General features: G+C 67.7%; 17 protein-coding genes. 9 read left to right on the top strand and 8 right to left on the bottom strand.

Annotated features, from left to right (window positions below; all coding sequences use genetic code 11):
* Positions 1 to 15 precede the first annotated feature (15 nt).
* From DF286_RS04275 to DF286_RS04285, 3 genes are read right to left on the bottom strand one after another with little or no spacing between them, the layout of a single operon-like run.
* A complete protein-coding gene (locus tag DF286_RS04275; RefSeq protein ID WP_109270309.1) occupies positions 16 to 4209 on the bottom strand; it encodes a translocation/assembly module TamB domain-containing protein in 4194 nt (1397 codons plus the stop codon).
* Entirely contained in the window at positions 4209 to 6179 is a 1971-nt protein-coding gene (locus DF286_RS04280; RefSeq protein WP_109270310.1) for an autotransporter assembly complex protein TamA, read from the bottom strand. The genes DF286_RS04275 and DF286_RS04280 overlap by 1 nt, the downstream gene beginning before the upstream one ends.
* Before the next feature lie 58 nt (positions 6180 to 6237).
* The gene (locus DF286_RS04285; RefSeq protein WP_109270311.1) at positions 6238 to 6450 is read right to left on the bottom strand and encodes a hypothetical protein; all 213 of its coding nucleotides are present in this window, start codon (positions 6448 to 6450) and stop codon (positions 6238 to 6240) included.
* A 135-nt stretch (positions 6451 to 6585) separates the two neighbouring features.
* On the opposite strand from DF286_RS04285, the gene DF286_RS15250 reads away from it, so the two are divergent.
* A complete protein-coding gene (locus tag DF286_RS15250; protein ID WP_170303932.1) occupies positions 6586 to 6762 on the top strand; it encodes a hypothetical protein in 177 nt (58 codons plus the stop codon).
* Here DF286_RS15250 and DF286_RS04290 read toward each other — a convergent pair whose 3' ends face one another.
* Positions 6763 to 7404 (bottom strand): S24 family peptidase, encoded by a 642-nt coding sequence (locus DF286_RS04290; protein ID WP_109270312.1) that lies wholly within the window; start codon positions 7402 to 7404, stop codon positions 6763 to 6765.
* A 283-nt stretch (positions 7405 to 7687) separates the two neighbouring features.
* On the opposite strand from DF286_RS04290, the gene DF286_RS04300 reads away from it, so the two are divergent.
* Entirely contained in the window at positions 7688 to 8026 is a 339-nt protein-coding gene (locus DF286_RS04300; protein ID WP_109270314.1) for a hypothetical protein, read from the top strand.
* 6 nt (positions 8027 to 8032) lie between these two features.
* Here DF286_RS04300 and DF286_RS04305 read toward each other — a convergent pair whose 3' ends face one another.
* The gene (locus DF286_RS04305) at positions 8033 to 8734 is read right to left on the bottom strand and encodes a hypothetical protein (protein ID WP_109270315.1); all 702 of its coding nucleotides are present in this window, start codon (positions 8732 to 8734) and stop codon (positions 8033 to 8035) included.
* On the bottom strand, positions 8731 to 9933 hold the full coding sequence (locus tag DF286_RS04310; protein ID WP_109270316.1) for a TIGR04063 family PEP-CTERM/XrtA system glycosyltransferase: 1203 nt from the start codon (positions 9931 to 9933) through the stop codon (positions 8731 to 8733). The genes DF286_RS04305 and DF286_RS04310 overlap by 4 nt, the downstream gene beginning before the upstream one ends.
* Positions 9934 to 10017: 84 nt before the next feature.
* Between DF286_RS04310 and DF286_RS15255 the strand changes: the two genes are divergently transcribed.
* Positions 10018 to 10173 (top strand): hypothetical protein, encoded by a 156-nt coding sequence (locus DF286_RS15255; protein ID WP_170303933.1) that lies wholly within the window; start codon positions 10018 to 10020, stop codon positions 10171 to 10173.
* Positions 10166 to 11524, top strand: coding sequence for a putative O-glycosylation ligase, exosortase A system-associated (locus DF286_RS04315; protein ID WP_109270317.1), 1359 nt, complete (start codon positions 10166 to 10168; stop codon positions 11522 to 11524). Before DF286_RS15255 ends, DF286_RS04315 begins: the two co-directional genes overlap by 8 nt.
* Positions 11525 to 11529: 5 nt before the next feature.
* Here DF286_RS04315 and DF286_RS04320 read toward each other — a convergent pair whose 3' ends face one another.
* Positions 11530 to 12078 carry a type 1 glutamine amidotransferase domain-containing protein gene (locus DF286_RS04320; RefSeq protein WP_109270318.1) on the bottom strand — a complete coding sequence of 183 codons (549 nt, stop codon included), beginning with the start codon at positions 12076 to 12078 and terminating at the stop codon, positions 11530 to 11532.
* Between the two features lie 123 nt (positions 12079 to 12201).
* On the opposite strand from DF286_RS04320, the gene DF286_RS04325 reads away from it, so the two are divergent.
* Complete coding sequence (locus DF286_RS04325) at positions 12202 to 13209, top strand: DNA topoisomerase IB (protein ID WP_109270319.1); 1008 nt, start codon at positions 12202 to 12204, stop codon at positions 13207 to 13209.
* Complete coding sequence (locus tag DF286_RS04330; protein ID WP_109270320.1) at positions 13209 to 14369, top strand: mechanosensitive ion channel family protein; 1161 nt, start codon at positions 13209 to 13211, stop codon at positions 14367 to 14369. Before DF286_RS04325 ends, DF286_RS04330 begins: the two co-directional genes overlap by 1 nt.
* Before the next feature lie 96 nt (positions 14370 to 14465).
* Here the strand turns inward: DF286_RS04330 and DF286_RS04335 are convergent, their stop codons facing one another.
* Positions 14466 to 17447 carry an L-glutamate gamma-semialdehyde dehydrogenase gene (locus tag DF286_RS04335; protein ID WP_109270321.1) on the bottom strand — a complete coding sequence of 994 codons (2982 nt, stop codon included), beginning with the start codon at positions 17445 to 17447 and terminating at the stop codon, positions 14466 to 14468.
* A gap of 97 nt (positions 17448 to 17544) precedes the next feature.
* On the opposite strand from DF286_RS04335, the gene DF286_RS04340 reads away from it, so the two are divergent.
* Genes DF286_RS04340 through DF286_RS04350 form a run of 3 tightly spaced genes read left to right on the top strand, consistent with a single transcriptional unit; the run spans position 17545 to position 19581 of the window.
* Positions 17545 to 18000 (top strand): MaoC family dehydratase, encoded by a 456-nt coding sequence (locus tag DF286_RS04340; protein WP_109270322.1) that lies wholly within the window; start codon positions 17545 to 17547, stop codon positions 17998 to 18000.
* Between the two features lie 16 nt (positions 18001 to 18016).
* Positions 18017 to 19195, top strand: a complete 1179-nt coding sequence (locus tag DF286_RS04345; protein ID WP_109270323.1) for an acetyl-CoA C-acyltransferase — start codon at positions 18017 to 18019, stop codon at positions 19193 to 19195.
* Entirely contained in the window at positions 19192 to 19581 is a 390-nt protein-coding gene (locus DF286_RS04350) for a YkvA family protein (RefSeq protein WP_243444713.1), read from the top strand. The genes DF286_RS04345 and DF286_RS04350 overlap by 4 nt, the downstream gene beginning before the upstream one ends.
* The last annotated feature ends 52 nt before the right edge of the window (positions 19582 to 19633 follow it).

Below are 19633 nucleotides of genomic sequence, written 5' to 3' on the forward strand. Positions count from 1 at the left end.
CCGCCGACCGCGTGCTCAATAATCCTTCGACACCCGCACGTTGATGCTTTCGCGGCCGATGGTGGAGATGCTCGACAGCAGCGAGAGCCAGCGCGTGATCTGATATTCGACCTGGGTGGCCGAATAGCCGCGGCCGTCGGTGATCACCTCCACATAGACGCGGCGGCCGATATATTTGCCGGCGGCGATCGAGGTGCCCTGGCCGGTGGCGATGTCGGCGGGGAGGATGCGGAGCCGGTCGAGGCCGGTGGCGGCGCGCACGGCGTTGATCGGATCGAGGCCGTCGCCGCTTTCGTTGAGCGACGCCACCGCCGCCGCGAGCTGCAGCGCCTCGGGCGCCGACAGGTTGGTGATCGACGTGCCGAAGAGGAGGCGGCTCAGCAGCTCATCCTGCGGCAAGGCGGGCGTGCTGGTGAAGGCGATCTCGGGCTTCTGGCCCCGGCCGGTGACGCGGATGGTGGCGTTGAGACCCTGGAGGCCGCCCTCTGCTACGATGTCGAGCACCGGGTTGATCGGCGACTCGCCCTGGAAGCGGATGATGCCGCGCTCCAGGTCGAAGCGGCGGCCGGCGAAATCGTAGGTGCCGCGGATGAGGTCGGCGCGGCCGTTGATGCGCGGCTGCGTCACGGTGCCGCCGACGTCCAGGTTGGCGCCCCATTCGCTGTTGATGCCAAGGCCGGTGACGGTGAGGCGATTGTCGGCTCGCACCTTGAGGTCGAGCTTCCAGGGCGCGGTCGGCTCCTCGGGGGCCGCCTCGTCCGCCGGGCGGTTCACCTCGGTGACGGCGAGGCGGGGCACCTCGGCGGCGGCGGTCGCGCTGCCGAGCTTGAAGCTGCCCCTGACCAGCTCGACATTGCCGGCGATGGTGCCGCCCGACCCGTCGGAGCGGATGGTGATCGGGCCCGTCACGTCGGCCTTGATATCGTCCCGATCGATCAGCAGCGCCGATTGAGCCTCGACCGCCACATCCATGCCGACGCCCCGTGTCGCGGAGAGATCGAAGGCGGCGCGGCCAGAGACGCGGCCGGCGCCCTTGGTCGTGCCGGCGAAGCGATCGATCACCAGCCGCGAGCCGCCGAAGCGCCCGCTCGCCTGGATATTCTCGATCACGGTGCCGGTGACCGCGCTTTCGAGCCTCGCCTGCTCCGTGCGGAGGGACCCTTGAATCCGCGGGTTCTCCAGCGTGCCGCGGGCATCCGCGCCGATCGCGACCGGACCGCTGAAATCAAGCAGATCGAGCCCGGTCAGCCGCCAAAGCGTGTCGGCGGGACCGTTGTAGCGGAGCTGAGCGAAGAGCGGCGCGCTCGCCAGCCGCTCACCGATATCCCCGCTGGTGCCGATCGGCGACAGCCGCGCCTGCGCCCGGCCGATCATGCGCCCCTCGCTTACCGCCACCGCCCGCATGGCGGCGTTGCGGCCGTCGAGCCGGGCGATGACGCCCACGTCGACCGGCCGCGAGGACAGCACCAGCCCGGAGCGGGTGAGACCCCGGATGCGGAGATTGACATCGCCGGTGGGAGCGACGCCGTCCCTGGGCGAGCGGTAGCCGAAGGTGCCCGAGGCGATGCCGCCGAGCCCCAGCTCCGGCCAGGCAATGTCGAGCACAGTGAGCGGCATCCGCTCCATCCTCGCGTTCACCTCGGTGGCGTCCGGACCCCACAGGCCGGAGACGGTGGCGGTGCCGCCGGCGAAGGCGAGGAACGTCGGCGCCAGGCGCCAGGCCTCGCCCACTCTCGTGAACTCCGCCGCTTCGCTGAGCTTGATCGGACGGCGATCGACCGTGCCTTCGCCGCTGAGCCTCACCCGGTCCGGCGCGACGTCGGCGACAGTGCGGAAGACGAAGTCCCGTCCGCGGGTGCCGGCGATGTCGGCGCGTATCCGGCCGCTGCCGCCGCGGAGGCTGGCTTCGGCGGTGACCCGGGCGAGCGAGAGCGGCCCGCGGCTGAGGCCGCTCGCGGTCAGCTTGCCTTCGATGGAGGTGGCGCCCGGATTGAGGAGGATGACGCCGTCGAGCTTGCCGCGCCGGATGGCGATCGGGGGCGGGCCGGCGAAGCGCGCGTCGCGCGCCGTCAGATGCGCCTCGATCCGCTGCACTTCACCGACCGGATTGAACAGCAGGGCGCCGTCCAGCCCGCCGCCGGCGACGTCGAGCCGTCCGGTGAAGCCGCCGGGATCGGAGCGCAAGCTGCCCGAAGCCGTCGTGCCGGATACGTCGATCGCCGCCACCTGGATCACCGCCGGCTGCCCGTCCGGCAGCAAGATGGCACCGCGCGAAGTGAAGGGGCCGAGCAGCGACATCCCTTCGGCGCCGTAGGCGAAGCCCTCATCGGTCGGATCGAGGTTCAGCAACACGTCCGCGAGGCCGAGCGCGTCGTTCGGCCGTTCGAGCCGGATCGCGAGCTTAGGCCGCTCGATCCGTCCGTCGAGCGTCATCGCGAAGGGGCCATATTCGGCCTGGTTTCCCGACCCTTCGAACCAGAAGGTGCCGTCCCGCCGCCGGTAGCCATTGCCGGCAATGCTGATGGACGGCGCGGTGAGCCTTAGATTGCGGAAGTGGAGCACCTTGTCGGGCCCGCGGACGAGGTCGGTCTCGATCTCCGGCAATCCGCCGGCGAGGCCGGCCAGGAACTTGTTGTCGAACCGCCTGACCCAGGCCCGGCCCTTGCCGGTGACCACTGTACCGCGTCCGCCGGGCCCTTCGACGACGCGCAATTCGCTGGTCACGTCGACGATGCCGAGGCCGGGAATGAGATAACGGGTAAGGCCGCCCGAGAGGATCACCTGATAGTCGCCGTTGACGAGGTCGACGAACAGGCTGAGCTTGCCCTTCAGCTTGTCGGAGGTGAGCGTCAGCCCCTCCCCCGTCAGCCGCCGCGCCGTCACCTTCAGCAAGCCCTGGACACGAAGATTGGCGAGGATGCCGCCCGCCACGTCGCCGACGCCGGTCACCCGCCGCGCCGTCACCAGCACGGGGACGCTCACCGGCTCCTTGGAAAGCTGCCCCCGCCCTTCCGCCCGCACATCGTCGAATCCGGTGTCGTCGAACGCGACGCGCGGCGACGTGATGCGGTAGGCGAAGCGGGCGGTGCGGAACGGCCCGTTGAGCAGCATCGTCGCCCGCACGCGCTGGCCCGTCATGTTGGGGAACAAGGCGGGCGGGCGGAGGAGATCGGCGGCGATGCGGACATCGTCGAAGCTGCTGGTGGCGAGGTCGATGATGCCCCGGCTCTCGATCCTCAGCGCCGCGGAGCGAAGCGAAACCTCCCCGTCCAGCCGCCTGTCCTTGAGCGTCGCCGTGGCGCCGACGTTTATGCGCGGCGCGCTCAGCCGCGCCTGCTTGCCCTTGAGGAACTGCGAAGGCGCCATCCAGCCCGAGAGGCTGTAACGGCCCTCCTCCGCGCGCAGCGCCAGCTCCACAGCGCGGCGGCCGGAGAGGTCCAGGCGCGCCGTGCCCGCCCATCGGCTCCAGCTGCCGTCGCCCTGGATATCGAGCCGGATCGGCCGCTTGGTGCCGACGATGGCGCCGACGACGCTGTCGGCGGGGGCATTGAGGCCGACATCGATGTCGAATCGATCGCGGTCGGGCTCGGCGTCGATCAGCAGCGAAAGCGCATCGCCGCCGCCCGGGACCGTCGCCCTCAGCTTCACCAACGCCCTGCCGGAGCGGATGTCCGCCTCGCCCGAGACCCGCGCCACCCGCCGCTCGCCCGTCACGTCCTTCTCGAAGCGGAGCTGGTCGATCTGGAGCCGTCCGATGCGGATGTCGAAATCGGGCAGTATCGGCTTCGGCTCCTCGCTGGGGCGGAGCTTCGGCAGGCGATGGACGATGACCAGCTCGGAGGTGAGCTCGTCGATGATGAGGCGATTGCCGACCCAGGCGGTGGGCTGCCAGTCGAGCTCGATCAGCGGGGATTCGGCGAACAGCCCCTCGGGATCGTAGACGCGCACGTCGCGCAGGCGCGTGTCGCCCCAGATGGAGCCTTCGATCCGCCCGATCCTGACCTTGAGGCCGGAGGAGGGGCTGAACGCGGCGATGCGGTCGGTGATGAAGCGGTGCCCCGCATCGGTGTCGAGAAAGACGACGAGCGCGCCGAGCGCGACTAGCAGGGCGATGACCAGGCCGAGAAGGAGCTTGGCCCCTCCGGTGAGCCAGCGACGGCGTCGAGGCCGAGACGGCTCGGCGACCTCGACGAGCGCCTCCGTCGCCATCAGAAGGCCTGCCCCAGCGATACGTAGACGGCGACACGGGGATCGCCTCTGCGCCGATTGAGCGGAGTGCCGACATCGACGCGGATCGGCCCGAAATTAGTGTGATAGCGAACCCCGAGGCCGGCGCCGAAGCGAAGGTCGTCCAACTCCGGCAGGGAGGATTCATAGATATTGCCGGCGTCGAGAAACGGCACGATGCCGAAATCGCCGACCCGCACCCGCGCCTCCAGCGCGAATTCGGCGAGGCTGCGGCCGCCGATGGGATCGTCGAAGATCGGGTCGCGCGGCCCCAGCCGCTGGAAGCCATAGCCCCGCACCGAGCCCCCGCCGCCGGCATAGAAGCGCCGCGACGGCGCGATCCGATCGCGGGCAGCGCCGACGATGGAGCCGAGCCGCGCCCGCCCCGCGAACGTCACTTTGTCCGAAACCGGCTGATAGACGCTGCCGTCGATCTGGGCGCGCGCATAGAAGAAGGTCCCGTCCTGCAGCGAGGCTTCGGGCGAGAAGCGGCCGGACAGGCGGAAGCCCTCGGTAGGATCGAGCAGGTCGTTGGAGCCGTCGTACGACAAGGTCGCCGGCAGCGCGCCGATGAAGAAGGTGCGGCGGCGCGTCATGCCGCTGTCGATGTCGACGTCGCGCTCGTCGGTGGCGATGAGGTCGGCGCCCACTGCCCAGGTCCATTTCTTCTGCCAGATGATATTGGTCTGCCGCTCGATGCCGCCGCCGACGAGGAAGGTGTTCGCCTCATAGGCGTCGCGCTCGACATGGCTGGCGGCGACCTGGGCGGTGAGGACCTGGTCGCGTTCGATGAAATTGTTGCGGCGAAGGGTGGCGGAGACGAGCTGCTCGCGAGTCCCGGCGACGCCGCGGAAGGTGACGGCCCCTTCGGGCTTGATCAGGTTTCTGTGCTGCCAGCTCGCCTCCAGGCGGACGCCCTCGCCCGTGCCGTAACCCGCCGCGCCGGCGATGGTGCGCATCGGCGCCGGCTCCAGCGCGACGGCGATGTCGACGGTGCGGCTGTCGGGATCGTCGATGGGGCGGATGGCGACCGAGGAGACGAGACCGGTGGCGACAAGGGCTCGGCGCAGATCGTCGAGCAGCGGCGCCTCATATTCGTCGCCGGGTTCGAAGCGGGCGATGCGCTCGATATGGCGGGCGCTGAACAGCGGCGTCCCCTCGACGACGATGCGGCCGAACCGACGCTCCCCGTTCGGCTCGACCGGCAGCACCAGGGTCGCCGTCCGGGTGTCGTGATCGACCTTTATGTCGAGCTCGCCGACCTCGGCGAAGGCATAGCCCCGCCTGCCAAGCTCCAGCCGGAGCGCCGCCTCGCCGGTGGTGACGGCGGCGGCATCGATCGGCGCCCCCACCTCCACGCCAAACGCCTCCCGCAGGGCAGCCGCATCCTCGCCCGCCGCTTCCAGGCCCGGCAGGCTGACCTCGGCGAAACTATATTGCGGCCCCGGCTCGACCTCCAGCGTCACTACGAACCGGTTGGCGGTCTCGGTCCGCTCCACCCGGGTCCGGACCAGCGCGTCATAATAGCCATAGGCCCGAAGCAGCTCGGCCATCAGCTCTTCGTCCTCGCGCGCGCGCCGGTCGACCTGGGCGGCGTTGGCGGGATCCTCGCGATTGGCCTGGAGCGTCGACAGCTCGGCGAACTGGTCGAGCAGGCCGGCCGCGCCGATGCCCTCCAGCCCCTCGACCCGAACGACATAGGTCCGTTCGCCCGCCGCATCGGCGATGCTGGCATCGGGCGCGACGGCGATGTCGTCGCCGCTCTCCTGCTCCATGTCCGGCCAGGGAACCCCGAGCCCCGGCAGCGGATCGAGCGGCGCCGAGGGGTCGAGCGGGGCATCCAGCTCGCCAAATGGGTCGGAATCCTGCGCGAGGGCATGACCGTGGCAAAGAATAAGGGACAGGGCGGCGAGCCTCGCCGCCACACGCCGCCCCGCAGCGACTTGCGACATAAAGGGAAACTAGCGGCCGGCACCCCGACGCGCCAGCACGGAAATCTCGGTCGGATCGCTAATGAACCGTGTCCGTCACATCCTTGCCACTAAGCATCTCGATGGTCCGTTCGACCTGGCGCCAGCGGCAGAAATGGATGACATTGCCGAGAGAGCGGCTGCGGTCGGCGCGGTTGGCGGCCTCGACCACCGCCAGTTCGCCATATTCCGCGATCAGCGCGCTCGCTTCCAGGAAGGCGGCGCGATCGGCAACATGAACATAGTGTCGCAAGTTAAGCGCCCCTACCCTTAAGCAACATCGCCCCCTGACGTAGCGGGTCGGCCTTTCAAATTGGCGCATCGGCTTCCTCAACGGTGCGTTCACCAAGATGCTGGCGCGAGCCATGCGGGCATGCCATGGGGAGCCATGGCCCAAGACAGCTCCAACTCTTCCCAGGGCGGCGGATTTCTGATCGCCGCCGCCGTTCTCATCGGCGCCGTGGGCGGTGTCATCGCCGGCCAGCCGAGCGCGGGTTTCGTTATCGGCATTACGGTCGGCGTCGCCGGCGCCCTGCTGTTGTGGTGGCGGGATCGGCGGCGCTAGCTAGCCGATCCGTCGCCCGGCCCAGACGACGCGCCCCACGATGTCGATGGCGCTCAAGGGGCAGTCGGGCCAGCCGGGATAGGCTTCGTTGTCGCTGCAAATCGACACCGTGCGAGCCGCGGGATTGACCGACAGGCGCTTGACGATCAGCGCATCGTCCATCCGCAGCACATAGATGCCGTCGCGGAGGCGCTCGGCGACGTCGCTCCGGTCGACCAGTATCTCGTCGCCGTCGGCCAGCGTCGGCATCATCGAATCGCCCTCGACTCGAATGGTCGAGAGTTGGCGCACGTCTCCGGCACCTAGGCGGCGGAGCCATTGCGCGTCGAAAGCGACGTGGGAACGAAGCCGTTCTCCGTCCGCGAAAGCGCCGGGGCCGGCGCTGGCGCCGATATCGAGCTGCGGCACGACGACATGGCTTTCCGCAACGTCCGGCCGCGCGGGCGGGCCGCCTAGCAGCGCCTCCGGCACTCCGAAATAACGCGCCAGCAGCCGCCGGTCCTCCTCGGCCAGCCGCCTCGGGATGCCGCGCTTGATATATTGCTGCACATAGGCGGCGTTGCGCCCGATGAGGCGCGACAGGCCGGCATAATCCTCCCCCCGCTCCCTGATCAGCCGCTCCAGCTGTGCGCGCGTGTCCATCTTCTCATCCTACGGATAGGTTTTTTCCTAGACAAGTAGGATTTCTCCTTCGAACATGAACATATCAGGAACATCAATGAGTCGAAAGGAGCCGCAAAATGCATCTGCTGAGACGAGTCGAACGCTATCTGAGGCGCAGCGGCACGGCCCCGACGAGGTTCGGCCGCGATGCGGTCAGCGATCCTCGTTTCGTCTTCGACTTGCGCAACGGCCGCGAGCCGCGACCGGCGACGGCCGCCCGAGTCGCGGCCTTCCTCGAGGCTCGGGAAGACGGGAGGGCATCATGCAGCCGCTGACCAACGACGCCACCACGGCGCTGCTACGTGCGCTACGGGCAAGCTTTGTCCGCTTCGGCGGCGTTGCCTTCGAGGATATCGCCAGCCGCAGCTGGGCCAGCATCACCTTCACCGGCGCCCGCCACGAGATCATGCTCCGGCTCGACGGCGACCAAGCGGATGCCGCCGCGACGGCTTTCCTGTCCAATCTCGAAGCCGCCGAGTTCAGGCTGCGCGGCCATATATTGGCGGACATCGCGCTGTTATCCGAGGAACGGAGTGTCGGACCGGGTGGGTCGCCGCGCGTCAGGATGAGGTTGGAGGCGCTGACCGTCGAGGACGGTTGAGGCAGCTCAGGCGCTGCGGGCGGCCATCGTCCGCAGATCGTCGAGCGCGCTCCGCAGCCGGTCGTCCAGCGGCGGCGGCGTGTCGGCCACGGCCGGCTCGTCGCGGCGGATCGAGAACGGCCTTGCCTCTTGCTGGCGACGGCTGAGGCCGGCCTCGAGGCGCTGCACAAGCTGGGCGATGCTCGGTTCCTCAAGTTCCAGCGGCGGCTCGGCAAAGGGGGCGACGCTATCGTCCTCCACCGCCTCATCCTCGATGGGCCGCTCCCATTCCGGGAACACATTGGTCTCGAGAACCGGCGAGACCGCTTCGGGCTCGCCCAGTTCGATGCCGGCGAGCAGCGGTTGGCGCGAGGGCGCGTCGGGGTGCGCGTCGGCGCGGCGGAGCCGAAGCGGCGAGGCCTGCACCTCCTGCGCTTTCGTTCGCCCGCGCATCGGCGACGCTCCGTTAAGCGAGCGCAGCAGCAACCAGGCCGTCAGGAAGGTTCCGATCGCAGCTAAAATGACGACGCCCAGTCGCGCGGTCGTTCCGAGCGGAGGCTGCGCCGCCGGAAGCAGCGAGGGCAGTCCGCTCGCGGCGACCAGATCGGTGAAGAGGGCATCGGGCATCGCGAACGCTACGAAGCCGACGGACACCGCCGCCAACGCCGCCATCGGCACGTCGAGCGCGGAAGCCCGGTTCCGTTTCAGGATGATCTTGTCCGTCGTCACAGCGCTTTGCTCGCCAGCCCCAGATAGGCCGGGATGTAGCGGGCAATGTTTGACGACCAGTTACGATCGGTCTCGACGAAGCGGCGGGCGACGTCGCGGCGCTCGTCCCACCGCTCGCGTCCGGAAAAGAGATCGCCCAGCGCCGTCGCGATCGCCGCGGGATCGCCGGGCGGGAACAAGGTGCCGGTGACTCCGTCCTCGATCAGCTCACGATGCCCTCCGACGTTCGACGCGGCGACGAGCTTCATCTGCGCCATCGCCTCAAGCGGCTTCAGCGGCGTGACCAGCTCGGTCAGCCGCATCGCCTTTCTCGGATAAGCGAGGATGTCGATCAGCGCATAATAGCGGTCGACCTCCTCGTGCGGCACGCGGCCGGCGAAATGGATGCGATCCGCGACCGGCGAGCGCTCCGCCTGGGCTTTCAGCGCCGCCTCCATCGGCCCGCCGCCAACCAGGAGCAGGTGCGCCTTCGGGCGTTTCTCAACCAGCGCCGGCATCGCGGCGATGAGGTCGTCCAGCCCTTCATAATCGTAGAATGAGCCGATGAACCCGACCACCTCGGCTCCGGCAAGGCCCAGCTCGGCTGCAAAAAGGGGATCGGGCGCCGGCGGGTTGCCGAACAGCTCCATGTCGACCCCGTTCGGAGCGACGATGATCTTCTCCGACGCTATGCCGCGCCCGACGAGGTCCTGGCGCAGGCCTTCGCAGATGACCGCGACCGCATCGGCTCGCCGCGCCGCATGGGTTTCCAGCATACGCGTCAGCCGGTAGCGGACGGAGCCTTCGCGGCCCGTGCCGTTGCCCACCGCCGCATCTTCCCAGAAGGCCCGGATTTCATAGACCAGCGGCAGTCGCCGCCGCCGCGCCACGCGCAGCGCCGCCAGCGCGTTCAAGGCCGGCGAGTGGGCATGGATGCGATCCGGCTTCCATTCGTCGACAAGCCGGTCGAGCCGTTCCGCCAGCGCCCCGACCTCGCGCCATTCGCGCAGCGGCGACGGTGCATCCGGGATGGGCGGCGTGCGGTAGAAGGTGAGGCCGTCGATCGTCTCGGGATCGGCGCCGCCGGTCTTGTGGCGGACACCGGTGAGGCCGGCGACCTTCCATCCGCGCGCCACCTGCGCCTTCAGGATCGCCCGGGTCCTGAAAGTATAGCCGCTGTGCAGCGGCAGGCTGTGGTCGAGCACGTGGAGGATGCGCATCGGCTTCGCTCTGCCACGACAAGCTTAACGGCGCGTCAACCGGTGCGGTCTAAGACGGACACGAAGCAGCGCGGGGACCGCCACATGATCGATCATTTCGCGCTCGCGCTCACCCATGGGTTGATGCTGCTCGCCGCCTGGCGGCTCCTTTCCCGTCCCGATCTCGACGACGACCAGGCGCCCGCCGCCGCGCCCGACCGCCGCATCCTCCGCAAGAGCGAGAGGCGCCCAGGTGCGTGATCTCGCCCTCATCGGCTTCCTGACGGCGCTGCTCGGCCTCGGCCTCAAGCGGCCGTTCCTGTTCGTCCTCGCTTATGCCTATGTCGACATCGTCTCGCCGCAGCGCCTGTCCTATTATCTGCTGAACAGCATCCCCGTCTCGATGATCGTCGCCGGTCTCGCCTTCGCCGGCTGGCTGATCGCCGACGACAAGCGCCACTTGAAAGTGACGGGGCGGCAGTGGCTGATGCTGGTCCTGCTCGCCTATGCCGGCTGGACCACGCTCCGCGCCGACCTCTATGTCGAGGCGCTCTCCAAATGGGACTGGGTGTGGAAGGCGATGGCCTGGGCCATCTTCCTGCCGCTCACCCTGCGCACGCGCCTCAGGATCGAAGCCTATCTGCTGTTCATGATCCTGTCCGCTGCCGCGATCGTCATCGTCGGCGGCATCAAGACCCTGCTCTCGGGCGGCGGCTATGGCGTGCTCCACCTGATGGTCGACAATAATAGCGGCCTCTACGAAGGCAGCACTATCGCCACCGTCGCCATCGCGATCATCCCCGTCATCCTCTGGCTCGCCCGCTTCGGCACCGTCTACGCGCGCGACTGGCGGGTGCGCCTGTTCGCCTCTGCGCTGATCCTCGCCTGCCTGCTGATCCCGGTCGGGACGGAGGCGCGCACCGGCCTCGTCTGCGCCGGCGCCCTCGCCATCTTCCTGCTGCGCGAAGCGAAGAACCGCATCGCCTATATGGCCATGATCGCCCTGGCCGTGGTCGTCGCCGTGCCCTTCCTTCCGCAAAGCTTCACCGGCCGGATGAGCACCATCCAGACCTATGAGGCCGACGCCTCTGCCAGCACCCGGCTCGCCGTCTGGGCCTGGACCTGGGACTATGCGAAAGAGAATCCGCTGGGCGGCGGGTTCGAGGCTTATCGCCAGAACTCGCTGCGCGTGAAAATGGTGTCCTCCGAGAATGTGGGCGTCGTCGAGTTGGTCGATCGCAGCGTGGTCGAGGACCAGGGCCGGGCCTATCACAGCAGCTATTTCGAGATGCTAGGCGAGCAGGGCTTCCCGGGTCTCATCCTTTTCCTCCTCATCCACGGCATCGGCCTCATCCGCATGGAGGTACTGAGGCGGCGCCATAGAGGGGCGGAAGGAGACCAGGCCTGGATTTCGCCGCTCGCGACCGCACTCCAGAACGGCCACCTCGTCTATCTGGTCGGCAGCCTCTTCATTGGCATCGCCTGGCAGCCCTTCATCTACATGTTGATCGCGGTGCAGATCGGCTTCGACACCTATGTGTCGCGCAGGGCCAATGAAGGCACGCGGCGGCCATGGAGGAAGGCGCCTCTCGCCGCATCGCCAGCGGTATAGTTCTGTCAGGCGGTCGCCATCGGCGCTTCGACGCTCTCCACCAGCTGGATGAAGGCTTCCGTGAAGGCCGGAATGTCCTCCGGCTTGCGGCTGGTTACGAGATTGCCGTCCGTCACAGCTTCCTTGTCCACGACCTCGGCGCCGGCATTCCTCAAATCGGTGCGGATCGAGGGCCAACTGGTGACGGTGCGTCCGCGGATCACGTCGGCTTCGACGAGCAGCCAGGGCCCGTGGCAGATGGCGCCAACCGGCTTTCCGGCATCGATGAACTTCCTCACCGTATAGACCACCTGCTCATCCATCCTGAGCTTGTCCGGATTCTTGGTGCCGCCGGGGAGCAGCAGCGCGTCGAAGGCCTTGCTGTCGATCTGGTCGACGGCGCAGTCGGGCGTGATCTTGGTCCCGTTGTCGCCCGCGATTTCCTTGGTGTCGAGGGAGGCGAGGGTCACCTGCGCGCCCCGATCGATCAGGGTCTGGCGCGGGTCCATGAGCTCCGAATCCTCGAACCCATCGGTGGCGATGATAAGTATTCGGGCGTCCGAAATGGTCGGCATGGCAGCTGCTCCTTGGGAAGTCTAGCTATCGGCCGACCAACGGCGCGCCACCCGCACCGTTCCGGAACGAAGCGGCGGCGCGTGGATTTATCGCGCTGTTACGCAAGGGAAAGTTTCGCCTCCATGCTCTGCTTTGTCGACGACGCGCTGCCAGGGATCACGCGCAAGCGCCGGGGCCGCTACTGGCAGTATTTCGACGCCAAGGGCGAGCGCATCACCGATCGCGACGAGATCGACCGGCTGAACGCCGTCGGCCTTCCTCCGGCCTATAAGAATGCCTGGTACTGCCCCTCGCCGGAAGGCCATATCCAGGCGATCGGCTATGACGACAAGGGACGGAAACAATATCGCTATCACGAAGATTTCCGCGCCCAGCAGGAGGCCGCCAAATATGACGGCTGCGCCGATTTCGGCCGCGCCCTGCCGCTCCTTCGGGCACGGGTCGAGGAGGATATGGCGGGGCGCAAGCTCGACCGCGACACCGTCGTCGCCGCCGTCGTCCGCCTTCTCGACCTGGGCCATCTCCGCGTCGGCAACGAAAGCTACGCCAAGGAGAATAAGAGCTTCGGCGCGACCACGCTTCGCACCCGCCATGCCCGGGTGAAGGGCAAGACGGTCAAGATGCGCTTCAAGGGCAAGTCCGGACAGCTCCAGGAGGTGTCGGTCACCGACCGCAATCTCACCCGCCTCGTCAAACGCTGCCAGGATTTGCCGGGCCAGCAGCTATTCCAGTTCGTCGACGAGGAGGGGGAGCCGCGCGCCGTCGGCTCCAGCGACGTCAACGCCTACATCAAGGAGGCGATGGGCGAAGCGTTCACCGCCAAGCATTTCCGCACCTGGGGCGCGAGCCGCATAGCCTTCGAGCAAATCTGCGCGGCCGGAGAAGACGGCATCAGCCTCAAGGAGATGCTGGAGCCCGTCGCGGAGGCGCTCGGCAACACGCCGGCGATCAGCCGCAAATCCTATGTCCATCCCGCACTCATCGAAGCGGTGAAGCGGAACCCCCGCGATCCGCTCGGCGGGTTGCAATGTCCTCGTGCAACCAAATATCTATCGAGCGCCGAGCGCGGCCTGATCGAGTTTCTTGATAATGAGGCCGCCAGAACAGAAACCGAAGCCAAGGCGGCTTGATGGCTAATGCAAATAACGCGAGCGTCGCCGACGCCGCGGAGAACCTGTCGGAGGCGAGCCTCGATCTCGTCGGCGAAACCGCGCGCTGGATCACCAGCAACGGCGTCGACATCCTGATCGGCGGCGCGGTGGCCGCCGTCATCGCGCTGATCCTCCTTGGCCTCAGGGCTTTCGGAGACCGCATGATCGGCGACACCTCGGCGGACCAGAAGTGGCGGACCATCTTCGGCCGCGTCCTCTCCAAGACCAACCTGTTCTTCATCGTCATGGTCGCGGCAACCCTGGTCGTCGACAATACGGAAACGCCAGCGCTGCTCACGCGCGTCGTCAATTTCCTGTTCGTCGTGTCGGCGGCGTTCCAGGCGGCGATCTGGGCGCGCGAGTTGATCCTCGGCCTCGTCTATCACCGCGTCGGGGTGGCGGATGAAAGCAGCACCCTGGGCTCCGCCATCGGCATCATCCACCTGCTGGTGACCGTCGGGCTGTTCGCGATCGCGATCATCCTCATCCTCGATAATCTCGGCGTCAACGTCACCGGCCTGGTCGCTGGTCTCGGCATCGGCGGCATCGCCATCGGCCTCGCCGCGCAGGGCATCTTCTCCGACCTCTTCGCCGCCCTCTCGATCATCTTCGACAAGCCCTTTCGCCGGGGCGACGGCATCCGCTTCGACACGGTCAGCGGCACGGTCGAGCATATCGGCCTCAAAACCACGCGAATCCGCGCCCTGGACGGCGAGGAAGTGGTCGTCTCCAACGCCAATCTCCTCAACAAGGAAGTACATAATTTCGCCAATCTGGAGCATCGCCGCTTCGTGCTGAAGCTGGGCGTGATCTACCAGACTCCGGTCGACGTGCTGGCCGGCATTCCCGAGATGATCCGCGACCTGGTCGAATCGCATCCCGACACCAAGATGATCCGCTGCGGCATGGTCGGCTTCGGCCCCTCGAGCCTGGATTTCGAGCTTCAGTTCGACATCCACTCCACCGATTATGAGCTCGCATTCCTGACGCGGAGCGCCATCTGCCTCGAGATATTGGAGGCGTTCAACGATGCGGGGATCGAGTTCGCCTATCCCACCCAGACCACCTTCACCGCGGCGCCCGACGGGCGGATGGTCATGCCCTATGCCGACGTAAAGCTGGTCGCGGCGAAGGACTAGGGAAGCAAGACCTTCCCGTCATTGCGAGCGGAGCGAAGCAATCCAGCGGCATGGAACTGGATTGCCGCGTCGCTCCGTTCCTCGCAATGACGAACCCTAGATCCCCACGTCGTCGAGCGACAGCAAAGTCGCATTGCCGCCTGACGAGGTCGTGTCCGTGCTCGTCACCCGCTCGGCGCAGAATCGCGGCAGGTAATGCGGGCCGCCCGCCTTGGGGCCGGTGCCGGACTGGCCCTCGCCGCCAAAGGGCTGGGAGCCGACGATGGCGCCGATCATCGAGCGATTGACGTAGAGATTGCCGACCTTCGCCACATCCTCCACCGCATCGGCCGCGCGGGCGATGCGGCTGTGGAGCCCCATGGTGAGGCCGAAGCCGCTCGCATTGACCCGGGCGACCGTTTCACCCAGCTCGCCCGCCTTCCAGCTGGTGACGTGGAGGATCGGACCGAACCATTCGCGGCGCACGTCCTCGATCGTGTCGACCTCTATGGCGGTCGGGGGCACGAACAGGCCGTCCTGCGGAACGTCGACGGTCTTGATCCAGCGATTCTGACTGGCGGCGCGGTGGCCCATCAGCTTGTCATAGGCCGCCTGATCGATCACCGGGCCGACGTCGGTGCGCGGATCGGCCGGATCGCCGACGATCAGCGTGTCCATCGCGCCTGAGAGCATCTCCAGGGTGCGGTCGGCGATCTCCTCCTGGAGCAGCAGCACGCGCAGCGCCGAGCAGCGCTGGCCGGCCGAGCGGAAGGCCGACGTGACGACATCCTGCACCACCTGTTCGGGCAGCGCCGTGGAATCGACGATCATCGCGTTGATGCCGCCCGTCTCGGCGATCAGCGGCACGATCGGCCGCTCGTCGTCGGCGAGCAGGGTGCGCGCGATGCGCTTGGCGGTGGCGGTGGAGCCGGTGAAGGCGACGCCGGCGATGCGCGTGTCCTCGACCAGCGCCTGACCCATCTCGGGACCGCCGATCGCCAGCACCAGCGCGTCCTCGGGGATGCCGGCGCTATGGGCGAGCCCGACGGCATAGGCGGCGATTTCCGGCGTCTGCGGTGCCGGCTTCGCGATGACCGTGTTGCCGGTCACCAGCGCCGCCGTCACCTGGCCGAGGAAGATGGCCAGCGGGAAGTTCCACGGCGCGATGCAGAGCCAGGCCCCGCGCCCTTCCATGCGCAGCAGGTTGCGCTCGCCGGTGGGCCCGGGCAGCTCGATGGGCTGCAATCCGGTCCGCGCCTGCGCGGCATAATAGCGGCAGAAATCGACCGCCTCTCGCACTTCGCCGAGCGCGTCGGGAATAGTCTTCTTCGCTTCCTGGACGGCGATCGCCATCAAGGTGTCGCGATGCTCTTCCAGCAGGTTGCCCAGCCGATCGAGGCATGCCGCACGCTCCTCGATGCTGCGCGCGGACCAACCGGCGAAGCCGCCGACGGCGCGATCGACGGCCTCTTTCGCGCCGAGCGTCGCCTGGGTCGGCTTCCAGTTGAGCGGCGTCGAGACCTTGGTGGCAACGCGGCCCAGAATCGTGCGGTCGTTGAGATCGATGCCTTCGCTGTTCTTGCGGCTTTCGCCGAACAGGTCTTCCGGGAGGGGAATGCCCGGATGCCGAGTGCCGCCCACCGCCGCGATCTTGGCGACCGGATCGGCGAGGATGTCGGCGTCGGTCAGCGTCTCGTCGGCGAGCTGGTGGACGAAGCTCGAATTGGCGCCATTCTCCAGCAGCCGCCGGACGAGATAGGCGAGGAGGTCGCGATGCCCGCCGACGGGCGCGTAGATGCGGGTGTGATAGCCTTCTTCGCGGACCATCCGCTCGTAAAGCCCCTCACCCATGCCGTGGAGGCGCTGGAACTCGAAGTCGCGGCTGTCGCCCGCCCATTCGAGGATGGTGGCGACGGTGAGCGCGTTGTGGGTCGCGAAGGCGGGATAGATATTCTTCGCCTTCAGCATGTCCCTGGCGCAGGCGAGGTAGGAGACGTCGGTCGCCGCCTTGCGCGTGAAGAGCGGGTATTCGCTCAGCCCCTGCTCCTGGGCGTGCTTGATCTCGCTGTCCCAATAGGCGCCCTTCACCAGCCGCGCGGCGATGCGACGGCCGGTCTTCTCGCCGACGGCGTTGGCCCAGGCGATCGTCGGCCGCGCCCGCTTGCCATAGGACTGGATCGCCATGCCGAGCCCGTCCCAGCCCTTGAGCGCCGGAAGGCCGGCCACCGCCTCGATGATGTCGAGGCTCATCTCCAGCCGCTCGGTTTCCTCGGCGTCGATGGTGAAGGCGATGCCGACGTCCTTCGCCAGGGTCGCCAGCGCCTCAACCTGCTCGATCAAGGAGGTGACGCAGCGGTCGTACTGCGCGACTTCGTAGCGCGGGTGGAGCGCCGAGAGCTTGACGGAGATGGAGTGCCCCTCCTCCGCCACCTGGCCGACGGCGCGGATCGCACCCTCATAGGCGCGATAATAGCGCTCCGCATCGGGGAAGGTGCGCGCCGCCTCGCCCAGCATGTCGAAGCTGGCGGTGAAGCCGCGATTCTCCTTCTTCCGCATCCGCGCGATGGCTTCCTCGATGGTGCGGCCCATGACGAAGATCTCGCCCATCATCCGCATCGCCGCGCCCACGGCCTGGCGGACGAACGGCTCGCCCGCGCGCGCGATCAGCTTCTTCAAGGCGCTCGCCTGCTGGCTCTCGCTGACCAGGGCGCGGCCGATGACGAGGCCCCAGGTGGCCGAGTTGACCAAGGTCGAATTGGATTTGCCGGCATGCGCCCGCCAGTCGGCATTGCCGAGCTTGTCGGCGATCAGCATGTCGGCCGTCGCGGGATCGGGGACGCGCAGGAAGGCTTCCGCCAGCGACAGCAGCGCGATGCCCTCGGACGTGTTCAGCCGATATTCCTGGAGGAACTGGTTGACCCAGCCGGAAGCTTGGGCGGCGCGCAGCTCGGCCAGCATGCCGAGAGCCCTGTTCTCCACCCGTCGCCGCGATTCGGGGTTGAGCTTCGCGTCCTTCAGAAGAGGCGCCAGAACGTCGGGCTCCGGTGCCCGATGCAATCGAGAAATTTCCGCGCGCGCCGTTGCCGTAGCGTCCGCCATCTTTGCTGCTCCCGAGGGGCTTGAGTATCGCCGCGACGCGGCTCTAGACCGGCCCCTAGCCGAGCGGCGAGGCCGCGACAATCATCGGGAAATACCAATGCCGCTCGCGAGTCTCGAGGAAATCAAGGGAAAATTGGGAAGCGCCATCGGCGTCTCGTCCTGGATCGAAGTCGCCCAGCGCGACATCGACACTTTCGCTGCCGTGACCGGCGATCATCAGTTCATTCACGTCGATCCCAAAGCCGCGTCGAAGACGCCCTTTGGCGGCACCATCGCCCACGGCTTTCTCACTCTGTCGTTGCTGAGCCAGATGGCAGCGGGGGTGATGCTGCTGCCGGAAACCACGCGCATGGTCGTCAACTACGGCTTCGACAAGGTCCGCTTCCTCGCCCCGGTCCGCTCCGGAAAGCGCGTGCGCGGACATTTCACCCTGGCGGGGATCGAGGAGAAGCGCCCCGGCCAATGGCAACTTATCCATTCTGTCACGGTCGAAATCGAGGGCGAGGACAAGCCCGCATTGCAGGCCGACTGGATCGGCCTCATCTTCACCTAAAGGATCGGAGAACAACATGACCCGCGACGCCGTTATCGTTTCCACCGCCCGCACGCCGATCGGCAAGGCCTATCGGGGCGCGTTCAATGCCACCCCCTCCCCCACCCTCGCCGCCCACGCCATCCGCGCCGCCGTCGAGCGCGCCGGCGTCGATCCCGGCGAGGTCGAGGACGTGATCATGGGTGCCGCGCTCCAGCAGGGCGTGCAGGCGACGATCGGCCGCACGGCCGCGCTTCGCGCCGGCCTTCCCGTCACCGTCGCCGGCATGTCGATCGACCGCCAATGCGCCTCAGGCCTGATGGCGATCGCGACCGCGGCCAAGCAGGTGATCGTGGACCGCATGGATATCTGCGTCGCCGGCGGCGTCGAGAGCATCAGCCTGGTGCAGACGCCGGAAATACGGCTTGGGCCCGATCCGGAGCTGCTGGCCATGCACAAGGACGTCTACATGCCGATGATCGGCACGGCCGAGGTGGTCGCGAAGCGGTACGGGATCGGCCGCGATCGTCAGGACGCCTATGCGCTCCAGTCGCAGCAGCGCACCGCCGCCGCCCAGGTTGCGGGCCGGTTCGATGACGAGATCATTCCCGTCACGGCCACGATGATGGTGAAGGACAAGGCCACCGGCGAGACCTCGAAGCAGCAGGTGACGGCGACGAAGGACGAGGGCAATCGGCCCGACACCACGGCGGAAGGCCTCGCATCGCTCCAGCCCGTCATGGGTCCTGACGCGGTCATCACCGCCGGCAATGCCAGCCAGCTTTCCGACGGCGCCTCGGTGTGCGTGGTGATGGAAGCCGGCCTCGCCGCCGAGCGCGGCCTCCAGCCGCTCGGCCGCTATGTCGGCATGGCCGTCGCCGGCACCGAGCCCGACGAGATGGGCATCGGCCCCGTCTTCGCCGTGCCCAAGCTGCTGAAGCGTTTCGGCCTCACCATCGACGACATCGACCTGTGGGAGCTGAACGAGGCCTTCGCCGTCCAGGTCCTCTACTGCCAGGACAAGCTCGGCATCCCGGACGACAAGCTCAACGTCAATGGCGGCGCCATCTCGATCGGCCATCCCTACGGCATGTCCGGCGCCCGCCTCACCGGCCACGCCCTCATCGAAGGCAAGCGGCGCGGCGCGCGCTACGTCGTCGTGACCATGTGCGTCGGCGGCGGCATGGGCGCGGCGGGACTGTTCGAGGTGTTGTGATCGCCAGGCCCCGCAACTCCCCCGCCTCCCTCGCGCGCCGGCTGCGTGTCGAAGTTCATGCGGCATGGCTGGCCGCGAGGGACCCGCGGACCCCATGGCATGCGCGGGCCTTCGGGCTACTCGTCACCGCCTATGCGCTGTCGCCGATCGACCTCATCCCGGATTTCGTGCCGGTGCTCGGTCTTCTCGACGATGCCGTGCTCATCCCGCTCGGCCTGTGGCTGCTGGTGAAGATGCTGCCCGAGGGGCTGTTCGACGAACACCGCGCCACGGCGGCGGCGGCGGCCGAACGGCCCGGCTCCGCCTGGGGCGCTGTCATCGTCGTCGTTTTGTGGCTGGTCCTCGCCCTGCTCGTCTGGAGGCTGGTCGCCTGGCATTATAGCTGACCTGGCGAATAACCTTTGGAGCTTCGTCCTTCGGACGAGCCTCCACGCAACC

The organism is Sphingosinicella humi, from assembly GCF_003129465.1.
Taxonomy (GTDB): domain Bacteria; phylum Pseudomonadota; class Alphaproteobacteria; order Sphingomonadales; family Sphingomonadaceae; genus Allosphingosinicella; species Allosphingosinicella humi.

What these genes read in the sequence shown, in the direction of transcription:
- DF286_RS04275 (WP_109270309.1), bottom strand. Translation starts at nt 4,209, where the DNA reads ATGGCGACGGAGGCGCTCGTCGAGGTCGCCGAGCCGTCTCGGCCTCGA.
- DF286_RS04280 (WP_109270310.1), bottom strand. Translation starts at nt 6,179, where the DNA reads ATGTCGCAAGTCGCTGCGGGGCGGCGTGTGGCGGCGAGGCTCGCCGCC.
- DF286_RS15250 (WP_170303932.1), top strand. Translation starts at nt 6,586, where the DNA reads ATGGCCCAAGACAGCTCCAACTCTTCCCAGGGCGGCGGATTTCTGATC.
- DF286_RS04290 (WP_109270312.1), bottom strand. Translation starts at nt 7,404, where the DNA reads ATGGACACGCGCGCACAGCTGGAGCGGCTGATCAGGGAGCGGGGGGAG.
- DF286_RS04300 (WP_109270314.1), top strand. Translation starts at nt 7,688, where the DNA reads ATGCAGCCGCTGACCAACGACGCCACCACGGCGCTGCTACGTGCGCTA.
- DF286_RS04310 (WP_109270316.1), bottom strand. Translation starts at nt 9,933, where the DNA reads ATGCGCATCCTCCACGTGCTCGACCACAGCCTGCCGCTGCACAGCGGC.
- DF286_RS15255 (WP_170303933.1), top strand. Translation starts at nt 10,018, where the DNA reads ATGATCGATCATTTCGCGCTCGCGCTCACCCATGGGTTGATGCTGCTC.
- DF286_RS04320 (WP_109270318.1), bottom strand. Translation starts at nt 12,078, where the DNA reads ATGCCGACCATTTCGGACGCCCGAATACTTATCATCGCCACCGATGGG.
- DF286_RS04325 (WP_109270319.1), top strand. Translation starts at nt 12,202, where the DNA reads ATGCTCTGCTTTGTCGACGACGCGCTGCCAGGGATCACGCGCAAGCGC.
- DF286_RS04330 (WP_109270320.1), top strand. Translation starts at nt 13,209, where the DNA reads ATGGCTAATGCAAATAACGCGAGCGTCGCCGACGCCGCGGAGAACCTG.
- DF286_RS04335 (WP_109270321.1), bottom strand. Translation starts at nt 17,447, where the DNA reads ATGGCGGACGCTACGGCAACGGCGCGCGCGGAAATTTCTCGATTGCAT.
- DF286_RS04340 (WP_109270322.1), top strand. Translation starts at nt 17,545, where the DNA reads ATGCCGCTCGCGAGTCTCGAGGAAATCAAGGGAAAATTGGGAAGCGCC.
- DF286_RS04345 (WP_109270323.1), top strand. Translation starts at nt 18,017, where the DNA reads ATGACCCGCGACGCCGTTATCGTTTCCACCGCCCGCACGCCGATCGGC.